The 19,243-nt window shown below is 52.7% G+C and carries 20 protein-coding genes; 15 read left to right on the top strand and 5 right to left on the bottom strand.

Going from position 1 to position 19,243, the window contains the following annotated elements:
• Positions 1–24: 24 nt before the first annotated feature.
• The 4 genes from ACKGJP_RS23825 to ACKGJP_RS23810 all read left to right on the top strand — a co-directional run bounded on the left by ACKGJP_RS23825 (position 25) and on the right by ACKGJP_RS23810 (position 1,693).
• On the top strand, positions 25–309 hold the full coding sequence (locus tag ACKGJP_RS23825) for a YlaH-like family protein (protein ID WP_409341285.1): 285 nt from the start codon (positions 25–27) through the stop codon (positions 307–309).
• Positions 310–364: 55 nt separating this feature from the next.
• Complete coding sequence (locus ACKGJP_RS23820) at positions 365–826, top strand: hypothetical protein (RefSeq protein WP_409341284.1); 462 nt, start codon at positions 365–367, stop codon at positions 824–826.
• A 5-nt stretch (positions 827–831) separates the two neighbouring features.
• Positions 832–1,104 (top strand): hypothetical protein, encoded by a 273-nt coding sequence (locus ACKGJP_RS23815; protein ID WP_409341283.1) that lies wholly within the window; start codon positions 832–834, stop codon positions 1,102–1,104.
• 136 nt (positions 1,105–1,240) lie between these two features.
• Complete coding sequence (locus ACKGJP_RS23810; protein ID WP_409341282.1) at positions 1,241–1,693, top strand: pyridoxamine 5'-phosphate oxidase family protein; 453 nt, start codon at positions 1,241–1,243, stop codon at positions 1,691–1,693.
• Between the two features lie 67 nt (positions 1,694–1,760).
• On the opposite strand, the gene ACKGJP_RS23805 is transcribed toward ACKGJP_RS23810, so the two are convergent.
• Positions 1,761–2,315 carry a YhcN/YlaJ family sporulation lipoprotein gene (locus ACKGJP_RS23805; RefSeq protein WP_409341281.1) on the bottom strand — a complete coding sequence of 185 codons (555 nt, stop codon included), beginning with the start codon at positions 2,313–2,315 and terminating at the stop codon, positions 1,761–1,763.
• 170 nt (positions 2,316–2,485) lie between these two features.
• Here ACKGJP_RS23805 and ACKGJP_RS23800 point away from each other — a divergent pair, with 170 nt between their 5' ends.
• Positions 2,486–3,817, top strand: coding sequence for a PhoH family protein (locus ACKGJP_RS23800; protein ID WP_409341280.1), 1,332 nt, complete (start codon positions 2,486–2,488; stop codon positions 3,815–3,817).
• A 116-nt stretch (positions 3,818–3,933) separates the two neighbouring features.
• On the opposite strand, the gene ACKGJP_RS23795 is transcribed toward ACKGJP_RS23800, so the two are convergent.
• Complete coding sequence (locus ACKGJP_RS23795) at positions 3,934–4,419, bottom strand: hypothetical protein (RefSeq protein ID WP_409341279.1); 486 nt, start codon at positions 4,417–4,419, stop codon at positions 3,934–3,936.
• Between the two features lie 193 nt (positions 4,420–4,612).
• Here ACKGJP_RS23795 and ACKGJP_RS23790 point away from each other — a divergent pair, with 193 nt between their 5' ends.
• A complete protein-coding gene (locus ACKGJP_RS23790) occupies positions 4,613–5,971 on the top strand; it encodes an extracellular solute-binding protein (RefSeq protein ID WP_409341278.1) in 1,359 nt (452 codons plus the stop codon).
• A gap of 121 nt (positions 5,972–6,092) precedes the next feature.
• Here ACKGJP_RS23790 and ACKGJP_RS23785 read toward each other — a convergent pair whose 3' ends face one another.
• Positions 6,093–7,178 carry a hypothetical protein gene (locus ACKGJP_RS23785; protein WP_409341277.1) on the bottom strand — a complete coding sequence of 362 codons (1,086 nt, stop codon included), beginning with the start codon at positions 7,176–7,178 and terminating at the stop codon, positions 6,093–6,095.
• Between the two features lie 153 nt (positions 7,179–7,331).
• Positions 7,332–8,339, bottom strand: coding sequence for a hypothetical protein (locus ACKGJP_RS23780; RefSeq protein WP_409341276.1), 1,008 nt, complete (start codon positions 8,337–8,339; stop codon positions 7,332–7,334).
• A gap of 131 nt (positions 8,340–8,470) precedes the next feature.
• Between ACKGJP_RS23780 and ACKGJP_RS23775 the strand changes: the two genes are divergently transcribed.
• Positions 8,471–9,625, top strand: a complete 1,155-nt coding sequence (locus ACKGJP_RS23775) for a class I SAM-dependent methyltransferase (RefSeq protein ID WP_409341275.1) — start codon at positions 8,471–8,473, stop codon at positions 9,623–9,625.
• A gap of 69 nt (positions 9,626–9,694) precedes the next feature.
• On the opposite strand, the gene ACKGJP_RS23770 is transcribed toward ACKGJP_RS23775, so the two are convergent.
• Complete coding sequence (locus ACKGJP_RS23770) at positions 9,695–9,925, bottom strand: DUF2626 family protein (RefSeq protein WP_409341274.1); 231 nt, start codon at positions 9,923–9,925, stop codon at positions 9,695–9,697.
• A gap of 334 nt (positions 9,926–10,259) precedes the next feature.
• On the opposite strand from ACKGJP_RS23770, the gene ACKGJP_RS23765 reads away from it, so the two are divergent.
• The 8 genes from ACKGJP_RS23765 to ACKGJP_RS23730 all read left to right on the top strand — a co-directional run bounded on the left by ACKGJP_RS23765 (position 10,260) and on the right by ACKGJP_RS23730 (position 19,159).
• Positions 10,260–10,907: an RsfA family transcriptional regulator gene (locus ACKGJP_RS23765; RefSeq protein ID WP_409341273.1), complete on the top strand. Its 648-nt coding sequence runs from the start codon at positions 10,260–10,262 to the stop codon at positions 10,905–10,907.
• Between the two features lie 182 nt (positions 10,908–11,089).
• Positions 11,090–12,082 (top strand): ketopantoate reductase family protein, encoded by a 993-nt coding sequence (locus tag ACKGJP_RS23760; RefSeq protein WP_409341272.1) that lies wholly within the window; start codon positions 11,090–11,092, stop codon positions 12,080–12,082.
• Positions 12,083–12,109: 27 nt separating this feature from the next.
• On the top strand, positions 12,110–12,505 hold the full coding sequence (locus tag ACKGJP_RS23755; protein WP_409341271.1) for a DUF3397 domain-containing protein: 396 nt from the start codon (positions 12,110–12,112) through the stop codon (positions 12,503–12,505).
• A gap of 34 nt (positions 12,506–12,539) precedes the next feature.
• On the top strand, positions 12,540–12,830 hold the full coding sequence (locus ACKGJP_RS23750) for a late competence development ComFB family protein (protein WP_409341270.1): 291 nt from the start codon (positions 12,540–12,542) through the stop codon (positions 12,828–12,830).
• Positions 12,831–13,039: 209 nt separating this feature from the next.
• On the top strand, positions 13,040–15,325 hold the full coding sequence (locus ACKGJP_RS23745; protein ID WP_409347242.1) for a helix-turn-helix domain-containing protein: 2,286 nt from the start codon (positions 13,040–13,042) through the stop codon (positions 15,323–15,325).
• A 378-nt stretch (positions 15,326–15,703) separates the two neighbouring features.
• Positions 15,704–16,633: an ABC transporter permease gene (locus ACKGJP_RS23740; RefSeq protein ID WP_409347241.1), complete on the top strand. Its 930-nt coding sequence runs from the start codon at positions 15,704–15,706 to the stop codon at positions 16,631–16,633.
• Positions 16,633–17,499 (top strand): carbohydrate ABC transporter permease, encoded by an 867-nt coding sequence (locus ACKGJP_RS23735; protein ID WP_409341269.1) that lies wholly within the window; start codon positions 16,633–16,635, stop codon positions 17,497–17,499. Before ACKGJP_RS23740 ends, ACKGJP_RS23735 begins: the two co-directional genes overlap by 1 nt.
• A gap of 58 nt (positions 17,500–17,557) precedes the next feature.
• On the top strand, positions 17,558–19,159 hold the full coding sequence (locus tag ACKGJP_RS23730; RefSeq protein ID WP_409341268.1) for an extracellular solute-binding protein: 1,602 nt from the start codon (positions 17,558–17,560) through the stop codon (positions 19,157–19,159).
• Positions 19,160–19,243 lie beyond the last annotated feature (84 nt).

Genomic DNA, 19,243 nt, shown 5'->3' with positions numbered 1-19,243 from the left:
AAGTGTGCAGGAGGTTCTCTCAAAATGAGCACAATTACGGGATGGCTCGTCACGCATCCGTGGATCACCTACATTCTGATCTACATTTTCCTGGTTTACGTGTATAACAAGGTATTCCGGGTACGCAGACTGCCGATTTTGAAGGAAGCGATCGTTTATTTGCTCATTGCGGTCGGCGCATTCGTTCTGCTGCTGTTCCAGGTTGACTTGCAATTGCCGATCGTGCCTTGCTTGGCGGTAGCCGTCGGTCTCATGTTTCTCGTCCGTATCCGCTATTGGGTGGAAGCCAGACAAAAGCGGAAGCAATAAGGAAGTGCTTGCTTAACGATAACCGGCCTGTGAAGCGGAACAGGGGTGACGCAGCTTGGCGAATTTCTGGTTGACGCCTGTAACGAACGATGACAAGCTAATAGTGAGGGCGGAGCGGCTGTTGTGCGCTCCGCTTTTCGAGTTGAACGCTTTTCGGGAACGGCTAAGCGCCGTTCATGCAAGGCTTCTCTTGCTTTTCAAAGCCAACTTGCTGCCTGGCGACGACGATGAAGACGCATGCGGGACGGAGGATGCTTTCATTCCGTTAGACGGCGGCCTCGACATCGCATTCGATGGGGATCCGCTCGAGCTTTCCCACTGCGCGCAAGCCTTTTTCGACCGGCTGCCTAGCGCGCGCGAATGCTTGCAATGGCTGGAGCAATGCCCCGGGGTAGGCGATGGCGCTGCGGTGAATCGGAATGACGCCGGCTGGTCGCCGATTCAGTTGGAATGGCTGAAGGCGATGATCGCTTGGCTGCAAAGCGGCTATCAGGTGATTTTATTAAGAGAGGAATGATGACGGTGACCTTACAGGACGCTTTATTCAACTGGCTGCAGATCAAGATCGTTTCGGAAGCTCGGCCGGATGATCAGGCAGCGAAGGAAACGCTCGATTTTTTCGAGCAAATTCTGACTGAAGACCATAAGCTGACTTCATTCCGAATCGCGGCACAGGATGCTACGATGGTTCATGTGCAATTCGAAGCGGACGGAAAGAGCAAGAAGCAGCTCTTCGATCTGGAACATTCCAGGCAGCTGCTGGTGGACATCGAGTCGAATCCGAAATACGCGTGAACATATATCGGCCAGGTTTACGATACAATACAAGTATGCGGGATTCGTCATAAGAACACCGCAGAGGCGCCGAGTGATTTTACGGAAGCAGTATGCTATACTGAAAATGATCAAACTAGAAGGAGGGCCTGAATGCATGGCAGAAACATTGACAGCCTTGCCGGAGCAGCTGATCTCCATCCTGCAGAGGGAAACGATCGTTATGCTGAATACCGTAGACGCGGATAACGGTTCTCCTACCGTGAGCGCGATTTCGTGGATTTATCCGGTCGACGGCGGCAAACTGCGGTTTGCCATAGATCAACGCTCGCGTATTATCGCCAACATCCAAAAGACGCCGATCGTTTCGTTGTCGTTTTTTGGCGGCGGTACATTGAATGCGGTTTACGGGGAAACGACGATCATCGCCGAAACGCTTGCGGAAGTCCCGCTTAAGCTGGCGTGCATCGAAGTGAACGTTACAGCGGTCCGCGAAGCGATGTTTTACGGCGCGCGCGTTTCCGTTGATCCGGAATATGTGAAAACCTATGACAAGCGTGCAGCGGATAAGCTGGACGGACAAGTATTTGACGCGATAAAAAAAGCCTAGTACTGCTTATGCAGTACTGGGCTTTTATGTTTTTCTCTTGTCGAAAGAAACGACTTTTTGGGGCCATTTACAAATTAGTCGATTCGAAATTTTGTTCATTTTCATTTTTGGGAGCAGGCGGCGCTTGTTTCGGTGAAATGTCGCGCGGCAGCTGCGGAATGATGCGGCCGATTATTTTACCTAGCTCTTCGGCGAAGCCGGCGACAGGATGGCCGTTCTTGATCTGCTCGCGGATGGCTCTCAGCCGGTCGCCCAAGTCCATATCCGCCGTGACGAAGGCATTCACGCCGTAAGGATCTTTGCGCAAAGCTTCGGCCGCCGAATATTTGATGGTGTCTACTCTGGAGCGTTCCATGTTTCCATCCACGTCGATTCCAACGACGGCGGTATGACCGACGACGACGCATGTGGCATTTTTGACGTGAGGGATTCCTTTGACAAGATTCTCCAAACGTTCGGTTACGGCTTGGCGGTTTTCTTTGGTGATCGGCTCGGGAGATGCTTGCTGCGCTCGAACATTTCCGTCTGGCGCGGGCGTTCCGGAAGAAGCGCCCTTGCCGGTAGTCTTGCCGCAGCCGGCAAGCAAAGCCATGGCGACGATGACGATCATTGCCGTTTTCATGTGAATCGTCCTTTCTGCTCGGTTATGCGTTGTAAGATAGGGAGCCGGGCTCATGAGCCGACTTACGCATCGAATGACATCGGTAGCAAGTGCTAACGATAGTTTGTCCGTCTTCGTTTTTTGTATGTATATTTCCGCTGCCGAAAGTCAATCTTGGGAGGGGACCTTGCATGAATAAAATCTTCGTACTTGACACGAACGTTTTGCTCCAGGATCCGAACGCCGTCTTCGCATTCGGCGAGAACGAAGTAATCATCCCGTCTATCGTGCTCGAGGAAATCGATTCGAAAAAACGGCTGGCCGACGAAATCGGCCGGAATGCAAGATATGTTTCACGGCTGCTTGACGGCTTTCGAGCACAGGGCAGGCTGCAGGACGGCGTAGCTCTGGAGAACGGGGGAACGATCAAGGTCGAATTGAATCACCGCAGCTTCGTCAAAATGCAGGACGTTTTCGGCGAAATTACGAACGACAACCGGATTTTGGCCGTAGCGCTTAATTACCACACGGAGGAACAGGATAAGCCGGATCCGAAGGGCGTCGTGCTCGTAAGCAAGGATACCTTGGTGAGGATTAAAGCGGATGTGCTCGGGTTAACGGCACAAGACTATATGAATGACCGGATCGTGTCCCCGACCGATATGTATACGGGCTGCATTACGCTAAGGGTGCATCCGGCCGTCATCGACGAATTTTATTCCTTCCGATTTCTTAGCGTAAATAGTTTGCAGTTAAGCTTCAAACTGCGCCCGAACGAGTTTGTCATTCTGAAGGACGAAATGGGCACGTCCAAGTCGGCGCTGCTTAAAGTGAATGGGGATGGACGCAAGTTGGAGCCGCTCTATTTAAGCAATGAAGCGGTTTGGGGAATAACCGCCCGCAACGCGCAGCAGCGGATGGCGCTTGAATTGCTGCTTAACGACGAAATTCCGCTCGTTACGATGACGGGGAAAGCGGGAACCGGCAAGACGCTTCTTGCTCTTGCGGCCGGTCTCTACAAAATCGAAGACGAGCATAAATACAAAAAACTTCTGATTGCACGGCCGGTCGTTCCAATGGGGAAAGACATCGGGTACTTGCCGGGTGAGAAGGAAGAGAAGCTGCGTCCGTGGATGCAGCCGATTTATGACAACCTGGAGTTTTTGTTCGATACCAAAAAGCCGGGCGATATCGAGAAGGTGCTCGCAGGACTGGGCAGCATACAGGTCGAGGCGCTTACGTATATTCGCGGGCGGTCCATTCCGGGGCAATTCATAATCATCGACGAGGCGCAAAACTTATCCCGCCATGAGGTGAAAACGATCGTATCCCGCGTAGGGGAAGGCAGTAAAATCGTGCTTATGGGCGATCCGGAGCAAATCGATCACCCTTATCTGGATGCTTCCAGCAACGGACTGACTTATGTGGTGGAACGCTTCAAGAGCGAATCGGTCAGCGGGCATATTACGCTTGAGCGCGGCGAACGCTCCCGTCTCGCTCAGCTTGCGGCAGATCTGCTATAGCCTTCCTTGTGAAGCAAGGCTACGCTTGTGCTTTGCGTAGAGGTTCGAAACGGCGTAAAACCCGCATGATTCGCTCATGCGGGTTACCGTTTTTTGTTGGAGGCATTAGGATTCGCTCACAAAGGTTTTATGCTGCATTTATAAGCTTTGGCAATGCCGGCCATCAGCTCGATCTGTTGAGCGTCTACCGCGAAGTATTCCGTGCCACTCTCCGTAAATCGCGCGATCAAGTGCTCGTCGAATTGGAGCAGCGCTTGAGCAGGCTCTGCGCCCTCCCCGAAATGCGGATCGAAGCTGAACAAATGGACGAGCTTCCCGTATAAGTAACTGTTTTCCGAGCGGCTCTCGAAGCCGTAGTCGGAGAACGTATCGTAAAGCTCGGCATCCGCAGGCAACAAAAAAAGCGTCATTTGCTCGGCTTGCACTTTATAGTGATTAAGTACTTCAAGAACCGCATCGCGTTCCGCTTCATCGTTTACGATCAGCAGTTCTTTATCGCGGTCGAACAGCTCCGCCTTGCCTGCGAGCCCCTTGACGATTTGTGCATAGAAGCCGGGCTGCTTGTCGTCTGGCATATCCATCATCAAGCCTATTTTATTCATATCGTGCATGCCCCCTTTCGATAGCGCTCATCAGAAGCGCCGCTTGCGTCCGTTTCTTCTACTACGGTAACAAAATCGGCAGGCCGATGCAAATCGATTCGACAATATGTGCGCGTCTTGCTTGTTGCGATAGTGGAAGATTTGATATAGTAGAGGAAGCGATTGCATAGCTGTTGTTAAAAAGGGAGCGTTTATGTTGACCAAAAGAAGAAGCTTACTCGTTCTTTTTACCATATTAGGCGTATCGATCATCTTATTGTCACAATGCACGGGCTCCATTCAGGAAAAGAGCACGGTCGCGGATGAAGGAGCCGTCGCCAAAAGCGCAAAGGGTGCGGCCGAAGGCGATAAAGGCAAAACTGCGAATGCGCTGCGTGCCGTCGTCTCTATGAAAGATGCCGAATTTACGATACTCCAAAAGCTGAGTACGCAATATGCGGATACGCATCCGGGCATTTCCGTGAAGCTGGAGAACGTAGCGTCCCGCGACGCTTTCGTACAGCTCAAAAAGCAAAGCCAGCTAGGCGAGGCGCCCGATATCATGCTGCTCGACAACGCTTGGGTAAACGAGCTTGCGGCTTTGGGATATTTGCTGCCGGTTGACGAATACTTCACGACGGAGCAGCAAGCGCAAGTGATTCCGCTGCTGATGAATCAGATGAAGTGGAATGGATACATATGGGGCATTCCCAAGGACGTCGATCCGTACATCATGGCCTGGAACAAAAAAACGGCCGCCGAGGCCAAGCTCGGGACCGAGCCGCCGGCAACGGCCGCTGAGCTGATCGCTTGGAACAAAAAGCTGCTGAAGCCGGACGAAGGAAGCTATGGCGTTTATACGGATTTAACGGAGCCGAACGATTTGATCGCCTTGTTCATAGCACTGGGCGGAGCTTGGCCGGACAGCAAGCAGCTGACGATGAAACTGAACGAAGCGCAGTCGCTCAAAGCGCTGGAGTCGTTTTTCGTACCGCAAGAGGAGGGCTGGAACGCCAAGCAATTTGCCAAAAACTTCCCGCCGCTTTCCGCCCAGTTGAACCCTTGGGACCTGCTGTCCAAAGGAAAAATGGCCGCCATGGTCACGACGGTTTCCGCCTTCAAGCAGCAAGCGAAATCCGATCTGTCGATCGCCGCGCTGCCGCAGAACGCTCCCCAAACGAACGACGGGGGCGTGTGGCTCAAAGGAAGAAGCTTTAGCATTTCGTCCCGATCCGCAAATCCGAAGGCGGCGATCGATTGGATCAAGGAAATGACGACGGCGGATGCCGGCAACAAGCTTTGGGCGGAAGCGAAGGTGCTTCCGGCGCAAATCATCGCGTATAACCTCGCGCCGATTCGGTCGGATGAGCATTTCAACTCCTACAAGTGGCTGATTTTCGATCAAGGCAAGGTGCATCCGGTCGATATGGAGGCAGGCAAGAAGCTGAGCGCTTTGCAAAATGAAATGAGCAAGTTGTATAAGGGCGAGCAGGATCCGAAGTCGTTTGCCGAGAAAGCTTCGAAGCTTTGGACGGCTGCGAAGAAAACCGAATCGGTTTCACCCTCACCGTAAACCGCCGGATACAGAAGATTTTGAGCTTTTGCATAGTAAGGGTACCGAATACCAAAAGGACAGCGATTGCTCGCTGTCCTTTTTTATGGGAGTAGCCTGGTAGGAGAGAGAAGAAGTCCGTCTAAAACTTAAGCGAAATTTTTAGCGCTATCGTTAGTTTCCCGTCATCCGTGCTTACGCTGGAAACTTGAATCTGCTTCACATATTTGCTTGGCGTAAAGCCAAGGTCGAATTCCTGCTCGAGCGCCCGGTTGGACGTTTCCGGCAGCGTAAAGTCGTTATAGGTCAATTCGCTGACATGAAACTGCAGCTTGTTGACAGGGTCGTTTTCAACCGTATAATGGCCCTTTAAGCCTACTTTAATCTCTTTCTCGACGCCGTTTACGATAAACGATCCGTTCGCGAACCGGAAGGTCAAATTATCGAACATCTTGTTCTTCGAACGGAAAAATTCGGTTAATTCCGCGTCCGTAATCGTAAACGTGGTGCCTTTTAAATATTTGGAGGCATTCTCGCCGGTTAGCAGCTCAGGCAAGCTCTGCATCGATTCGGAGATCGCCGACAAGTATGTCCGGAACAGCGGAACGCCTTTTTCCTTCCATTCCTTCGTAAAGTCCTCGATTTGATTGCGTACCTCCTGCATTTGGGCTGCCGGTACGGCGGCGATTTGTTCGTCTAATTCCTTCTGCAGGGCTACCGCTTTCTCGCGCTGGGCGATAAATTCGTCCTTTACCTTCCGAAGCTCGGATTGAGTCGTTTCCAGCTCGCCATGAAGCTTTTTGAGCTTGGCGTACGCTTCCTGATAGGTGGTGAGCGATTTATGGTCATTCTCGACGATCATGCTCAAATACTCGTAAACGGCAATGGCATCGGAGAACGACCTGGCGGAAAACATGAGCATCCATAGTGAATCCCGTTCACCCATATAATAGGCCCGCAGCACTTTGCCGGCATGCTGGCGCGTTTCGCCGACCTGTGCGTCCTGCTTGCCGATCTGTTCGCTCGTATCGGATAATTGGAGCGCAATGCCTTTTTCCTGCTGGGTAAGCCGGTCGATTTCCTGATCGATTTCATAAATCGTCAAGCTTTTTTGCAGGAGCTTGCGAGTTTCTTCAAGCGAAGGCTCGGCTAAGCTTTGCGAGCGCGCAAATAGCGCAAATGTACCGAAAAGCAGCAGCGCTGCCGCTACGCGGAGCAGCTTGCTCATATAGCTGTTCCTCCTTCCTAAAAAAATCCTACTACTAATCGTATCGTACAAGCTCACAAAAAATGCTTCCCGCAATTCGGATATGCAGGAAGCAAGGGATGAAGGTCTAAGATAGGCCCAAAAAGTAACCGGATAACCTGTAAAAGCGCTGCGTCACTTTTGGGGGGCTTTGCCCGCGCCGAACAATAATCGCAGCACGTCCTCAAACGGCTTGACCTGGGTAGGGACTTCCTTGACGAATTTCGGTTCCTTGTTAATGCCTTCCGCTTTCAGGTGCAGGTTCAGATGACGTTTGACAGGCAGGCCGTCCTTGCCTGCTTGCGTGTAGGCAATTTCGATTTGCTGCTCGCGCGCGAAGCCCTGTTCATCGATCGCAAAGGTCAGCTTGCCGGGCGTTTCCACGGATATCGTCTTTGCGTCTTCCTTGAGCTTGTCGGCCTGCCCTTTAGCGACGAAGCCGCCCGCTGCCAGTTTGTCGATCATCTCCGGCAGCTTGGCGCGCATGGCGTCCGTTACTTCTTTTTTGTTCTTGTCGGTAATGTCGATCCGGATAAGCGTTCCTTTGGCTCCATCCTGGAAAGCGGCGGGCTCTTTATCCTCTGCGAACCATTTCGGTTTGAGATCCGAGATGAGGACGCTGCCGATTCCGGAAGCCGTTTGCGTGGCTTGCTTGAAGCTTTCCGCCGACAAAGCGTTATTTTGACCGCTCATTGCGCTGAGCTGGGCAAGATCGATCTGAAAAAATTCGTCCTTCTTATTGATCAGAGGGAGATTGACATACAGCTTGTTGTCCTTGAGCAGCAGCGGCAGCTCAAGCGCGTTTGCTGAGCCGGCTTGCGTCGATTTGACGGTTGCCTCCAGTCGAACGGGCTCGGTCGTAGCGGCTCCGTTCCATTCCAGCTTGCTGTTCTGGAACATGGAGAGAAGACTGGATGCTACAGGATTCGCATCGGCCGATTGGGGCAGCGCGCCGATGTTCAAATCGGCCGTTCCGGAGAACGAGTGCGATTTCATGTCCGCTTGTTTGTTCAAAGAGTCGAGAACGGTTTTCTTTAACGCTTCTCCGTTGTCGTCGCTGCATCCGGCAGCGAACGCTCCCGTGAGGGCGACGAGTGCCGCAAGAACGAACGGTTTCAGCTTGCTGCGGGTCGTACGAGTCAAGGCAAATGCTCCTTTGCAAACGTTACTGGGTGATTTCGATTCTTACATTATATCGTTTTCGCCCTTTTTTGTCTGTAGTCAAAGTGGTACATTTAAGGATAGAGCCTAAGCTATTCGAGAGGGGATTCATCATGGGCGAAGCAGGGGAACATAAGAACCCGTTGGTCGTATATATCAAGGATCTGATTGCCGAACGACCGCAAGGAGCGATACCGTTTCGCGAATATATGGAGTACTGCCTGTATCACCCGGCATTCGGTTATTATTCGGGCAGCAGGAAGCCGAAAATCGGCAAAACGGGCGATTTCTATACAAGTTCCGCCGTCGGAGGCATTTTTGGAGCGATGGTCGGGCGTTCCCTAATTCGGCTTATGGGAAATCGGTGGAGCGAGGGGCCGATCCGGATCGCCGAATGGGGGGCGGGAACCGGCCAGCTGGCTTTGCAGCTGCTGGACGAGCTTCAGCTAAGCTATCCGGATTTCTATGAACGCCTTTCTTACATAGCGGTCGAACGCAGCGGCTACCATGCGGAGCTGCTCATGACAACACTTGCTTCGCATGCCGAGCGGGTCAGGATCATGGAGCCGGACGAATGGCTGACGATAGCGGCGCAAGATCGTACGTATCGAACGGCGGTCATTTCCAACGAACTGCTCGATGCGTTCGCCGTTCATCGCATTCGGCGCGGCGGGCAAGTCATAATGGAGCTATTCGTAGGCTGGGACGAAGAGAAGGCGTCTTTCTGCGAACGGGAAATCCCTTGCGACAACGATGACGTGCTTGCCTATTTGGCGAAGGAAGGGATTCGGCTTGCTGACGGACAAACAGCCGAAATCAATTTGGACGCTCCCCGCTGGATGAAGCGGATGGCCGAAACGCTTGGAGAAGGCGTGCTGATGACGATCGACTACGGTGACGTGGCGGAGGAGCTGTATGCCCGGCACCGGATGAACGGAACGCTCGTCTGCTACAAGGAACACCGTGCGCATGACGATCCTTACCGATTTACCGGCGAACAGGATATGACTGCGCACGTCAATTTCAGCGCGTGCATCCGCGCCGGCGAAGAAGCGGGGCTTACTAGCTGGAAGCTGATGACGCAGAAGCAGTTTTTGCTGGAAGCGGGCATTCTCGAGCTGCTGCAGGAGCACCGCTCGACCGATCCGTTCGGACCGGAAGCAAGACGAAACCGGGCCGTTCGGCAGCTGCTGCTGAGCGATCAGATGAGCGAGCTGTTCAAGGTGCTGATTCAGCAGAAAGCGGAAGGTGATCCCGGGACCGCGTAAGACTTCGACATCACCATAAAAAAGGCGACCCTCCGGCTTGTCCGGAAGATCGCCTTTTATTGTTGTCCGTTAGATGCTCATGTGGAAGAATGACCAGTAAGTAAAACCGGTAAACGACAAAAGCATGTACCCCCAGAACATCACTATGTAGGTACGCTCAGATAAGTTCATGTAGCCGAGCATAACAAATAAGGCTGCTTGGAAGAAAAATATTAAGGCCATCGGGATCATGCCGCCGGCAACAGCCATCATGCCGATCACAAGCGCCCAAAAGCCAAGTACGCGAAACATGCGTGACACTCGAAATCCCCCTCTCTGTACGACGGTCGCTTTACGCTTCCTCCATTATACATATTGCCTTTCGGAGTGTAAACCGTTAATCGGTGACGAAATCGAAAACTTTGTTCGAAGGTTGGCGTTCCGCTTTAAAGCTAGTGTAACCTTTTTAACTTGAAATCATGTATGAGGGCGCAAAAAAATGGCAATACCATTTAGTATGAAATAGATTCTATGAACTCTATTATGGGCATAAAAATAAGTAACGGCTGCGAATGGGCTTGGCGTATAGGCTGCCGAAACTTTTGCGATTTTAATCCATGAAGAGATAACGAGTATTTTGTTGGGAGGTATTGGGATGTCGGCGATTCGACAAGATGCATGGAGTGAAGAGGACGATCTAATATTGGCTGAGGTGACGCTGCGACATATCCGCGAGGGAAGCACGCAATTGTCCGCATTCGAGGAAGTTGGCGAAAGAATCGGACGGACGGCGGCCGCTTGCGGGTTTCGCTGGAACAGCTGCGTTCGCAAAAAATACGAGGCGGCGATTCAAATCGCCAAAGCGCAAAGACAAAAACGCAATCAGATGAAAAAACACTCGTCCGTCCTGCCCGGACTGGCGACGGTATCGACGGTGGAGCTGGAAGTGGGCATTCCGCGCAGCGAGATGGCTTCCGAGGATTCGATTTCGATCGATGCGGTCATTCGCTATTTGCGCCACTGGAAGAACGCCTATCAGGATATGACGCGCCAAAGCCGGCATATGGAGAAGGAATTGCAGGATACGCAGGAGGAGCTAGATAGACTGCGTCTCGAAAATGAAAGATTAAGCAAGCAAGTCAATGAGGTAGAAACCGATTATCGGGTCGTGAACGACGACTATAAAGCGTTGATTCAGATCATGGACCGGGCCCGCAAGCTGGCGTTTCTCGTGGAAGAAGACGAGGAGAGCAAAGCCCGCTTCAAAATGGATGCCAACGGCAATCTCGAACGAATCGAATAGCAAGCACAGAAGATCCCGGGGTTCGGATATGGACCTGCAAGGGGTCTTTTTTACTGCCCGGAACGATTCATAGGCTTGCTCCTCCGAAGTTTAGACGAAATGGGGATGGGAGCCGAGAGATAGGGGTTTGGGCTTTACCCTCAGCATGGTATAGTGAAGCAAAAGGAAGGAGTGACGCGAATATGCGAGTCGTTTGTGTCGGTTCCGGCTCGATCGGCATGCTCTACGCAGGGCGGCTTTCGGCTGCCGGAGCCGCCGTCACGCTAGTAACCCGCACCGGTGAGCAGGCGGACCGCTTGAACGCGGAGGGACTTGAGCTCGTCGAGGGGCGGCAATCGGTTCTAAGTACGGTTAAGGCGGACCGCTACCGGGAGCTCGAGGCTCCGGCTGCCGAGGCCGAGGCGGATTGGCTGCTGCTTGCCGTGAAACAGAAACATGTAACGGCTGGCCTCGCTCGTTGGCTCGCTAACCGGATGGGAGCCCGGACAAGGCTGTTATGCATGCAGAATGGCGTCGGGCACGTAGAGCGGCTTGCGCAAGAGGTAGCGCCCGACCGCATTTATTTGGCGGTGACGACGGAAGGGGCCAGGAAAGACGGTCTCAACCGTGTCTGCCATACGGGAAGAGGCGTTACGCGAATCGGCAAAGCGTTCCCTCGCTCAGGTGCGACGGCTGCTGCAGATAAGGACGCGAACGCCGGCGCCTCTTTTGACGAAATTGAAAATAATTTGCGGGAAATGTTCGTTTCGGCAGGATTCGAGACGTTTTTGTCGAACAACATGGATAGATTCGTCTGGCAAAAATTGCTGGTAAACGCGGTAATCAACCCGCTGACCGCGCTGCTCGGCGTGACGAACGGCAAGCTTCCGCAAATGCCGGAAAGCATGGAGCTGATGGACGGGCTGTTGGCGGAAGGCTGCGAAGTCGCGAGGACCAAGGGCTTGGGGTTCGAAACGGATGAACTGAAAAACGAGCTGCTTGCCGTTTGCGGGAAGACGGCCTTAAACCGCTCCTCTATGCTGCAGGATCTCGAGGCGGGCAGAACGACGGAAATCGATTGGATTACCGGGAGTCTGCTGAGGGAGGCCGCCAAGCACAAGCTTGAGCTGCCGGTTAATCGCACCATATATGCTTTGGTGAAAGCCAGGGAACGTTCGGTGGTCAAAGAGAGATAGAGAAAGAAGATCAGGGGGCCGATGCGGATGGATGCGATCGTCGTTGTTTTTCGGCATATTGTGGCAGCGATTGCGATCGTGCCGTTCGTCACGTTTTTCGGCGTTTGGTTCGTCACCTTCGGCGTGACCAAAGACAAGAAGCAGTCGACGCGCGTATCCATGGATGTCACGTTCGTTCTGCTGTTAGCGACTCTATCCATCATGACGGCGAATGTATTCGGCTCGTCGCTGCTTTACTGGTTCGTCATCCTGCTGTTTCTTTTGGCTGCAGCCTGGATCGGCAGGGAGCAGAACCGCAAGTACGGTCAAGTAAACGTCGTGAAGCTGCTGAAAATGTTGTCACGGCTCGGTTTTTTCGTGTTATCGCTATTATATTTCGTACTGCTTCTGATCGGAATCGCTCGTTATATGACGATGACTTAGGCTAATTCAACCAAACAACGAGGAGGAGCCGCCAATGAGCGTACACAACATGATGGAAGAGATCGTAAGAAACTGTTTGAGGGATCTTATCGCCGCCGGCGGGCAGGCGAGCGCTTTGGACGAGAAATCGCAAAACGATGTCATGGCGATCGCGCTCAACAGCCTTCCGCCTAAATACGTGTCGACCGACAAGGGCGAGGTGTTCGCCAAAACCCAGCTGCGGGCGCAGGTCGAAACCGACGTTTACCGCGAGCTGTCGCATGCGATCGAGAAGGTAACCTCGCACGCGCGGCAATCCGTATTCCAGAAGGAAACGAACGCCTAATAAGGGGAATCGAACAACGCCTTGTCTCCTTGAGACAGGGCGTTTTTTGTGTGGAAAGATACTCGTTTCAGCGTCGGGCTGCGAATCCGGCGGTCTTCCCCGAAGTTCGCTGTTTGATTCGAACGGAGTATGTTATGATAGATTCGTTCTTGTCTGGCGCGCGCTATGTCTGACCGATCCGTATAGAAGGAGGGTTGGAACGGTTGCAAATGTTACCATGGATGAAGCAAGCCTCATTTAAAAGAAAACTTTTCGCGTACATGTTTTTGCTGAGCATCGTGCCGCTGCTTGTGCTGGGTACGTTCTCCACATTCAGTACCGCGAAAATCGTGCAAGAAGAGGTGGATCATAACCATCAAATTATTTTGCGTCAATTCCAGTACCAAATCAACGATTTTCTGAAGAAGCTCGAAAGCGCTTCGCTGCAGCTTGCAAGCAATATCGTCATTGAAAAGTCCGTCGAGATCGGGCCGGTAACGACAGACCTCGGTCAAACGTTCGCGGCGATCGATACGGTGCAGAAGCTGCGGACGTATTCGGATATCAATCTGGATATCTCCCTCATCTACAACAAATTCAAAAAAGTGTATTCCACCCGCGAAGGCTATATCAACCAGTCGGATTTTGCGTACAACGAGCTGGTGAAACGCACGGGATACAAATATAATGCGGCTGCGGTCATCCCGCCGAACCAGGATCAGGGCTTGAACGAGCTGCTGATCGTTCGTCCGGTGCCGACCTTCAGCGTCGAATCCCCCGACGGCGTGCTGGTCATCCACGTCCAGACGGAGCGGCTCATCGAGCTGTTCAATCAGGCGCAGCTTGGCGAGGAGAGGAAGCTTCTCGTCATCGACGACAAAGGGACGATCGTCATGAGCCAGGACAAGCGGGAGCTGGGCTCCAAGCTGACGACTTCCTCGGAATTGTACCGGTTCTGGCAAAATCCCGAGTCGTTTACGGACGAGTTCACGCTGGACGGCGTCAGCTATAATCTCACTTCGCAGAAGTCCGCCTTAAACAACTGGACGTATATCGCGATGACGCCTACCAAGGAGCTGTCCCGGAAATCGGACAACATCAAGTACGTGACGTGGAGCCTGGTCGGGCTGCTTACGCTGCTGTGGGTATTGTTTTCCTTAATCGGCTCCAGTCAGCTGTACAATCCGATTCAGCGGCTCCTGCAAAAGTTCGCCGGCGACCGCAAGCCCGGACAGAGCTTTCGGGACGGGCTGGAGGAGCTGGATTCGATTATTCAGCATATGGCCAAAGCGAACGATCATTTGCGTACCGAGCTAAGCGAGCGGATGCCTTATTGGAAGGAGTCGTTCGTTCAGCAGTTGCTGCGCGGCGAAATGAACGACGCGGATTTTCGCGGCAAGATGGAGCAATACGGCGTGCCGCTCAGGGGCGCTTCTTTCTACGTATGCCTGGTCGATGTGGACGAATACGGCGTGTTCAAGCAGCATTATCAAGAAAACGACCGATCGCTGATGCTCTACGCCCTACGCAAAATGGTCGAGGAAATCGCCGAGGAATCGTTCTCCTGCTTGACGGCGGCACCGCTGCCCGGCCAGGTCGTGGTTATCGTCGGCGTCGAGAAAACGAACGAGCAATCCGATCAGGCGCTGTCTGCGCTGGCGAACGAATTTCGCGCGAAGGTACGTCACTATTTCCAATTTACCGTTACCGTCGCCGTCAGCAATGGGCAAAAGGGCTACAACGGTATCGGCGAAGCCTATCAGGAAGGGCTGGAGCTGCTCGGCTACCGGCTTCTGATGGGGCATGACGTCACCATATCGCGCAACGCGATCGAGCCTTCGATCCGGCAATCCAGCTCGTCCTTGCTGCGCGGGCAGAAGCAGATCGTCACGGCGCTGGCCAAGGGCGATCTGGCCGAGGCCAACAATCAGCTGGAGCAAATGATTCAAGTCGTGCCGCATTACGTGCACAATTCCGAAACCGTCCTGGGGTTATTCGCTTATTTGCTCGGCGAGCTCGATTATTTGCTTCAAGAATGGGGCAAGGAACCGCGCGAATGGTTCGATAGGGACACCTACAAGCAGCTATACGGGATGAAATCGCTTAACGAAGTGAAGGAGTGGCTGGAGCAGACCGTCTTTCCTGCCGTCGTTCAAGCGCTTCAGGATGCGAATGTGCCCAAAAACAAAAAGCTCGTGCAGCAGGCGCTTTTCTACATTCACGAGCATTTCGAATCGGACCTGTCGCTGCAGCAGGTGGCCGATACGATCCGCGTTTCGACTTCCCAGCTCAGCCGGATTTTTAAAGAAGAGACGGGCTTTGCGTTCGGCGATTATTTGATCGACTACCGGATGGACAAAGCCAAGGAATGGCTGGCGCATACCGAGATGCCGATCAAGGATATCGCCGAACGGCTCCGGTACACGACGGTGCAAAACTTTACGCGCATTTTCAAGCAAGTGACGGATATGCCGCCAGGCCAATACCGCAAGCAATTCCGACACCATGAGGACTGAACGGAAGACCGACGACTGTGACTTGCCGCTATAAATCCGCTCCCCGCATGCTTCGGGGGGCTTTTTTCTTTTGGTGCAAAGCTTTTATCTTTATATGCTCGAGCAAGCGGGAAGTGATAATTGCCCTTAAAGCGGGATACGGCTATGTTGATTACAGGCGGTTTCGCCAGACGGCCTGCATAGCTTTCAAGAACAGTCGAACGAGGACAAGAACAAGCTGAAGAGTACAGAATATTGAAGGGAAGGTCACACACAGAACGCATTAGGAAAAAAAGACGCACGGACAGAACCAAATAGGCATGCGTAAACGAAACCAACATCAGGGAAAGGGGCTGCTTCTTTTTGGATACGACATCGGGGATTGGCACAGCGGAACGCTTGCAGACCCAGCCGGCAAAAGCTCGCGGCAAGCTGTTAACCAAGCTATGGAAGGATCGCTATTTACTGCTTATCGGCTTGCCGGGATTGTTATATTTTCTCGTCTATAAATACATTCCCATGGCGGGACTGGTCATTGCCTTTAACGACTTCAGCCCGTTTCAAGGGATTTTTAGCAGCCCGTGGGTAGGCTTCAAGCATTTTCAGACGATTTTCGAAAATAAAGAAGTGCTGAGGGTGCTCTGGAATACGTTTAACATTTCGTTCCTGCAGATCGTGTTTGCTTTTCCGGCTCCGATCTTGCTTGCGCTTATGTTGAACGAAGTACGGAACCAGCTGTTCAAAAGGTTCGTGCAATCGGTTATTTATTTGCCGCACTTTTTGTCTTGGGTCGTCGTTGTCGGCATTTGCGTGGTTTTTCTGAAGGGAGACGGTCTCGTCAACCATTTCTTGAAGGATACGTTCGGGATGAAAGCGATACCATTTCTGACGGATCCGGCCTATTTCAAGCCGCTGCTGATCGCGCAGGTGATTTGGAAGGAAGCGGGCTGGGGAACGATCATCTTCTTGGCGGCGCTGGCCGGTGTAAATCCTCAGCTTTATGAGGCGGCTATCGTCGATGGTGCCGGCAGATGGCGGCAAATTTGGCACATTACGCTACCGGCGATTCGCAGCACGATCGTCATCCTGCTTATTTTACGCCTCGGCAACGTCATGGACGTCGGTTTCGAGCAAATTTATTTGATGCTGAATCCGTTTACGAAGGAAGTCGGGGATGTGCTCGATACTTACGTTTATGTAAAGGGCGTGCAGCAATCGGATTACAGCTTCGCTACCGCGGTAGGGCTGTTTAAGGGGCTCGTCGGTCTGGTGCTCGTAACGGGCGCCAACTATCTGGCGAAACGCTTCGGCGAGGAGGGTATGTTCTAATGAACCGGAAATCGGCTTCCAGCTACTTGTTCAACGGCGTCAACTACCTCCTGCTTGCCGTAATCGGCGCTGCGATGATGTTCCCGTTCCTGTACGTGTTTACGATATCGTTCTCGACGTATAAGGAGTTTTTGCAGAGCGAGTTTATGCTTTTCCCCAAAACTTGGGTGACAACGGCCTACGAATATATTCTGAATTCCAAGCCGTTTGTCCGATCCATCGGCGTAACGATCGAGATTACGGTGATCGGGACGCTCGTCAACCTGCTGTTTACGGCATCGCTGGCCTATATGCTGTCTCGTCCCGTGTTCGCTCAGCGGACGATAATGTTTTTCGTCGTCTTTACGCTTTTGTTTACGGCGGGCATGATTCCGACCTACTTGGTCGTTAAAGAGACCGGACTCATTAACTCGATATGGTCGCTCATTCTACCTGCGGCGATCAGCCCTTACTATCTTATCGTGATGCGCCAGTTTTTCCTGAGCATTCCTTCCGAAATTACGGAAGCGGCCGTGATCGACGGGGCGAACGATTTGAAGGTGTTCTGGAAAATCATTTTGCCGCTGTCCAAACCGTCGCTGGCCGCATTCGGCTTGTTCTACGCGGTGGCGCATTGGAACAACTATTTTACCGGGCTGCTTTATTTGAACAATTCCGCGGATTGGCCCATTCAGGTCGTACTTAGGCAGATCGTCGTCGTAGGCGAGCCGCAGGCAAGCTTGGAAATGGCGACGGAGTTCGCTCCTCCCGCAGAGACGATTCAGATGGCTGCCATTTTGCTGGCGACGGTTCCGATTCTGGTGCTGTACCCGTTTCTGCAAAAGCATTTCGCGAAAGGGGTGATGCTGGGCTCTGTAAAAGGGTAACGTAGAATGCATACGATTCAAATTCGATGAAATGACCATCACACGGAGGGGTTTACACATGAAGATTAAAAAAATCGCATCCGCTGCCGCTATCGCAGCTTTGTCGCTTAGCGTCGCCGCTTGCGGCTCGAGCTCCAACGAAAAATCATCGCCGTCCCCAAGCGGCGGTGGCACAGCGGCTAGCGCCAAACCGAGCGAAGCTCCGAAGAAATATACCGTCACGACGCTGGACTTCCGTTACGCCGGGTCCGTTCCTCCATCCAATGGACGAGGAATCGACATGATCAACCAGAAATTCAACATCGAATATAAGCCGCAAATCGTAGTCGTCACCGACTATTTGCAGAAATTGAGCGCAACCGTCGCATCCGGCGATCTGCCCGACATCATTACGCTCGAAAATCATCAGGATTCGCAATATTTCAAATGGGCGAAGCAAGGTGCGTTCCTCCCGCTGAACGACTATCTAGATAAATACGATTCGTTCAAGCTCATTCCGGATAACGTCCGCAAGTCGGTGTCCATCGACGGCAAAATGTATGGTCTTCCGGCCTACTTCCCACTTAACTACCAGCTGACGCCGATGATCCGCCAAGATTGGCTCGACAATCTGGGGCTGAAAATGCCGACCAACTACGAAGAGCTGAAGCAAGTTGCAATCGCCTTTACGACGAAAGACCCGGACAAAAACGGCAAAAACGATACGTACGGCCTTGCGATGTCGCAAAACATCAACCCGCCGTTCTCGATGGGCGCGTACTGGGACTTCCTGGCATGGTACCACAAGGACACCGAGGGCAACTACGTGCCGGGCATCATTACCGAGCCGCGCAAAGAGCTGATTACTTGGATGGCCGATCTTTACAAGCAAGGCGCCGCAACGCCGGACTTCGCGGTTATGAACTGGGGACAGACGAACAAGGAGTTTTACGGCGGCAAAGCGGGCATTTTCATCGGCACGCCGCGCGGGATGAACGAAACGTATGCGCAAGGTCTTGCGGACGTCGCCCCTGGCGCCAAGCTGGAGCCGATTCCGCCTTTCAAAGCACCGGACGGGTCGCAGGGCTTCACCGCGCACCAAGGCTTCTCGGGTATTACGCTGCTTAATGCGAAACTGGCCAAAGAGCCGGAGAAGCTGCAGCGCATTCTCGAAATGCTGGATTACAGCCGCAAGTTTTACCCGATCAACCAGCAGAACGCGACGAACAAAGACTTCGACTGGATCACGGGCAACGACGGCCAAGGCTACAAGGTCGAGAACGGCACTGTCAAGAAAGAAAGCGGCGAAAAAGGCTTGAAGCCGCAGGACTACATGCCGCTTGCCGTACCATGGGCGCCGAGCGACGACGCGAACGCTTACTCCAAAACGTACAAAGTGCCTGTGCTTGCCGATGTAGCCGCCAAATTCGAAAAACTGCACGTGGATACGAAGCACTATTTCAATCCGGTCAATGCCGTATTCTCCGAAACGAGGTTGTCCAAAGAAGTGGATCTGTGGAAATACATGTACGAAGAGCAAACGAAAATGATTTACGGACAGCGTCCGATCTCCGATTGGGATAAGCTTGTCAAGGAATGGAAGGACAAAGGCGGAGCGCAAATGATCAAGGAAGTGAACGACGCCTTGAAAGCCGCAAATGTTCAAGGCAACTGGAAGTAATGGATTGACCTATGCAAAGCGTCGAAGGGAGTATCCCTATTAAGCGCTGCAATGAATGAAGGGTTACGGAAACGCAGAGCCTTT

This window comes from Paenibacillus litoralis (assembly GCF_046244365.1).
GTDB lineage: Bacteria > Bacillota > Bacilli > Paenibacillales > NBRC-103111 > Paenibacillus_V.
This window is presented reverse-complemented; position numbering and strand designations above follow the sequence as displayed.